General features: G+C 39.3%; 2 protein-coding genes and 1 pseudogene. 1 reads left to right on the plus strand and 2 read right to left on the minus strand.

Annotated features, from left to right (window positions below):
- Window positions 1-140: 140 nt before the first annotated feature.
- Together PN450_RS04680 and ppc are read right to left on the minus strand one after the other, a co-directional pair.
- A pseudogene (locus tag PN450_RS04680) lies at window positions 141-377 on the minus strand (hypothetical protein); the annotation flags it as partial.
- A 76-nt stretch (window positions 378-453) separates the two neighbouring features.
- Window positions 454-3,498, minus strand: a complete 3,045-nt coding sequence (ppc, locus tag PN450_RS04685; protein ID WP_271835568.1) for a phosphoenolpyruvate carboxylase — start codon at window positions 3,496-3,498, stop codon at window positions 454-456.
- Window positions 3,499-3,967: 469 nt separating this feature from the next.
- Here ppc and PN450_RS04690 point away from each other — a divergent pair, with 469 nt between their 5' ends.
- On the plus strand, window positions 3,968-4,429 hold the full coding sequence (locus PN450_RS04690; RefSeq protein WP_148762204.1) for a DUF4079 domain-containing protein: 462 nt from the start codon (window positions 3,968-3,970) through the stop codon (window positions 4,427-4,429).
- Window positions 4,430-5,056: the final 627 nt, after the last annotated feature.

Raw genomic sequence — 5,056 nt, forward strand, 5'->3', positions numbered from 1 at the left:
AGAATAGATTTTGATGACATTTTTGGTGATTTACTGTTTCTCAAATGCCTTTTTTCACTTTATCTGTTTGTTTTGATGCTCCCTTTGATTTTCATCTCCGTAATTTCCCTCTGTAACATTTTGGGGTGCGGAATGTGGGGTGTAATCAACCCACCCATAAATGCCCCTAAAATTGTCCCTGTCCACAGTCCCGCAGTGCTTCCTTGCCAACTTGCACCCGGAGTCACTAAAGCGCTGCACATTTGTTTAAATCCCCAAGTCTGGTTTTGACATTTTTGGCTATGTTGCATTACGGTGATTTGTCCAGCTATTAAAGCAGTAAAAAAACCGGAAGAAAGTGCCAAAAAGGTACAAATAAGAATGCGTTTTTTAATCATATTTTTGTTTCGCGCAAAGGCGCAAAGGAGCAAAGGCGCAAAGGAAGAAATTACGCCTTTTGCTTTTTGGTTTTTATCAGCCTGTATTTCTCATGCCGGCAGCAATTCCGTTGATGGTTAATAATGCTCCTCGGAGTAATTCTCCTTTGCTATAACGAGAGTGAATTACTCCGGTTGTGGGGGCATTTTTTGATTGACGAAGGCGTTTTAATAGGGAAACTTGGATAAATCCTAAAGGCACAATTGTTCCATTTCTTAATTGTACAGAACGTTGCAATACTGGATCACCATCTAATAGTTTTTGGTGTCCGGTGATTTTTAAAACTAAATCTCTGGTAAGAAAGAATTCGCTAGAAATTTGGGCAAAAACTTTCTCAAATCTGGGTTTGTCTTCTGGGTTAGACAATTCATCAACATAGTGACGTGCCATTTCCATGTCTACTTTTGCTAAGGTCATTTCGGCTTTAGAAATCACCATTTTAAAGAATGGCCATTTGAGGTAAAAATAGCGAAGTAATTTCAAATGTTGTTCTGGTTCTGCGTCCAAAAATTCTTGTAAGGCTGTACCAATTCCATACCAAGAAGGTAATAAAAACCGGGTTTGTGTCCAACTAAATACCCAAGGAATCGCTCGCAGACTACTTAAATCTTTTTTACCAGATGGACGACGGGCTGGACGAGAACTAATTTGCAATTGGCTGATTTCTTCAATGGGGGTGACTTGGTGGAAGAAGTCAATGAAATCAGGTTGTTCATAAATTAGGTTACGATAGTGTTGACGCGACGCATGAGATAATTCTTCCATGATCTCATTCCAAGGTTCGATGTCATCAAACCCTGTTCCTAGTAAACTGGCTTGAATTACGGCTGTGGTGATAGTTTCTAGGTGATACAAAGCCAAATCTAACAAGGAATATTTAGAAGCTAAGACTTCCCCTTGTTCGGTAATTTTAATCCGGCCACTAATACTGTGACCTGGTTGGGCTAAAATCGCTTCATGAGCAGGACCGCCACCACGTCCCACAGAACCGCCTCGTCCGTGGAAAATCCGCAGATTTACACCGTAACTTTCGGCGATTTTCTGAAGTGATTTTTGAGCTTTATGAATTTCCCAGTTACTGCTTAAAAAACCAGAATCTTTATTACTATCGGAATAGCCCAACATTACTTCTTGTAAGTTAGGATTTAGAGTAGAAATAGATGGAGGTGCTTGTTTTTCACTGAGCGAAGTCGAAGCTTTTGCACTGAGCGAAGTCGAAGTGTTAATTGCGGCGTAGCCACCAGCCAGCATTGCCCGATATAAAGGCAATTCAAACAGTTCCCGCATTACGCCTCTAGAACGTTGTAAATCTTCTACTGTTTCAAACAGAGGAACGATGCGAATTGTCCCCACTGCAACTACAGGATCAAATAAACTCGATTCTTTGGCTAAGAGTAAAACTTCTAGTACATCGCTAACTTCGCGGCACATACTAATGATATAAGTTTGACAGATTTTAATGCCAAATTCTTGTTGTAGCGATCGCAAAATTCGGAAAGTTTCAATTACATCATTGGTTTTTTCTGAAAATGGTAATTCAGCGGGAATCAATGGCCGACGAGTTTGCAATTCTGAAGTTAACCAAGCAATTCTCTGTTCTTCTGATAATTCGTTGTAGGATTGGGGTAAAAGTTGCAAATATTCGAGAATCTCATTGATAGCATCAGCATGACGAGATGATTCTTGACGAATATCTAATTGAGTCAGATTAAAGTCAAATATTTCCACTTGACAAATCAAGTTTTCCAACTCTCGACAACTTAAACCTGTTTCTGTTAAATTGCGTTGAATTAACAACAATTCTGTTAAAAATTCCGCACCCGTTCTGTACATAGGTGCATCTTCATTGTTTGGCGTTTCCCGATTATATAAAGCCAAATTGCGATCGCGGGTATTTTCTAAACGCTTGAGAATGTAAGATAATTTTAGACGATAAGGTTCTTGGCGAAAACGCAAGGCCAAATCATCATACACCCCACTTAACTGCGATTGATCCAACTCCAAAGACTCTAGCAAATCTGGTAGTACATCACTCCAGTGCATAGATACACTCAATAAAGACACTAACTCTTTAACTGACTTAATGTACCGCTCTAACACCATTTTCCGTTGATAACAAGCGGTTTTCCACGTTACCTCCGGTGTCACCGAAGGATTACCATCTCGGTCTGAACCTACCCAAGAACCAAAGGAGCAAAAATTTGTTGTTGGTGGTTGTAACCAGGGAAAAGTTTCCCCCAAAGAATATTTGAAGCGTTTGTATAGTTGCGTAATACCATCAAACAACACTTCCTGAAAGTAGTGAAGAGCATAATCTACTTCATCCAAAACCGTTGGTTTAAACTGATGCAATTCGTCAGTGCGCCACCAGAGGCGAATTTCTTCCAGTAATCTTTCCTTCACCTCCAAGGTTTCCCAAGGATAGCTACTAGCACGATTTTGGGCTTCATCTAGTTTTTGCAAAAGATGAACCACCTGACGCTGTTTATCCCGGATAGTATGACGGACAATTTCCGTCGGGTGTGCAGTGAAAACTAAGCGGATATCCAGTTGGGAAATCAGGCGTTGAATTTGTTGGGGTGGGACATTCAACTTAAATAACAGGGGAAATAAAGCCGCAAAAGTTCCTTTTTGGGGAGTTTCTGCTGTCATTAAGTCGCTACCTATTTCTTTCGTAACAGGTAATTCTTCATCTCGTTGATTAGTGGAATAAATTATACTGGGGAAAATTTCCTCATCAGTTTCCCCAGTATAGCGATTTAATTGCTGCTTTTGCTCGTATTCCTGCTCAATAATATTAATCAACTGAAAGTACAACGCAAAGGCACGCGCCGCACGAATTGCTTCATTGATATTCAATTGTTCAATCAATTCTACAGCAGAGGCAGCTAGGTCATTTGTGGCTTGTCCTTCTGGGGAACATAAATCCCGCAGTTGACGCAAAAGATCCACCATTTCTTGACCGCATTCTTGACGCAGCACCGACTCCCACAATTCCTCTACTACCTGTAAACGATGACGCAAGAATAATTCCGAGTGTAGCACTGGAAAATCAATATGTTCAGCTTTCATAGTTTTCATCATACTCTCAAGATACTCAAAACATCTAACCTACCTTTTTTGAGCATCCAATATCAAGCTGTTAGCTTTTGTTTAGGAGCTACTCACAGGTGACTTATCTTACTTTTAACTGCTTTTGATTCGTTTTTAGGAGGAAGAGGCAATTAAAATCAACCACTTCACCAAATGCCTACTGGCCATTTTAGGATAAAGTTCGCCTTCACTCAAGAACAAACAGGAGAAAAGCGAGCGCAGGGAATGGGAACGGAGTTAAAAGTCTTTTGGTGTATGGGTTTTTAGGTATTTTTTTGGTCATAAATGGCTAAGGCCACGCTACGCTATCAGGATAGCCAGGATTTGAGGATATACAGGATTGTGATTTATAATTTTTTTGTGAATGTTTATGGGAATTTCTATTTTGTCAGAATCAGGATATCCAGGATGTATCCTGTTAAGCTCAATAGGTAACTTTCCTGCACTGAACTATTTTATGCACCTACCCTCCTTTCTATGGTTATGGAAAATAGCCGCTTGGTCAATGGGATTATCTTTACTAGCCTATTTATTTTTAGCCATAACTGGTATTTGGATGTTACGGGTCAGAACCACTGGAGAAGCACCTTTAGGGGTTGTACTACCTTGGCAACGTCCTCAAATGCGATCGCTCCATTATATAATCGGCATCACGATGGTTAGCCTAGTATTACTACTTTTAGCTGTTGGCATTGTGGGTACATTAGGACACTTTGGTTCATTAGGACATTCACCACATTTATTAGCTGGATTAATAGTAGTAATATTAGTTTTAGTATCCGCATTCAGTGCCACTCAAATTAGTACCATAAAGCCTTGGGCTAGACCATTACATCTTAGTTGTAATCTCTGCTTATTACTAGGATTTGCCTGGGTATCTCTCAGTGGTTGGACTGTGGTGCAAAAGTATTTGCCTTAATTCTCAGTTTCCACCATGCTTATGTTATGTCTGGGAAATTGTGCAGACCACACACAAATAATTTATCCTGTAAATCCTGATTCAGCCCTTGACAAAATTTTCAGTTTCGATTACACTTATGTTACAGGTGGAAAAGTGTGCGCCCATATATAGGGTTTTTATTTATCAAATCATTTATGTCTGAATCAGGATATCCAGGATTTAAGGATTTTCAGGATGTGATGGAAAGATTGTTTTTGAGGAAGTGGTGATTTTTGGAAGTTGGGATATTTTAAAGATGTTGTTTTATGCTCTTCTTTAGATAGTTAGTTTACAGCATTTTCGCAATTACCAATTACCCATCCTGAAAATCCTTAAATCCTAATATGGCTTGCGCCACGCTACGCTATCAGACAAAATCATCTCCAAAATCCCCATAAACAATCATTAAACAACATCCTAAAAAATCCCAACTTTCCACAAACAATCATCCAACAACATCCTGTAAGCATTGGTGACAAGTTAAGGAAAAGGGAAAATTGTCAAGGGTGGTATTTGGAGTGGTCAAAAACAGAGGGTTTTATCACTTTTATTTTTGGTTACAATTAATTGATAAAAAAGTTGACTTTATTACGAGAATAAAAAAAG

The sequence above is a fragment of the Dolichospermum lemmermannii CS-548 genome (assembly GCF_028330815.1).
GTDB lineage: Bacteria > Cyanobacteriota > Cyanobacteriia > Cyanobacteriales > Nostocaceae > Dolichospermum > Dolichospermum lemmermannii.

Excerpts from the sequence above, each read along its gene's own strand:
- ppc (WP_271835568.1), bottom strand. The coding sequence starts at position 3,498 with ATGAAAACTATGAAAGCTGAACATATTGATTTTCCAGTGCTACACTCG.
- PN450_RS04690 (WP_148762204.1), top strand. The coding sequence starts at position 3,968 with ATGCACCTACCCTCCTTTCTATGGTTATGGAAAATAGCCGCTTGGTCA.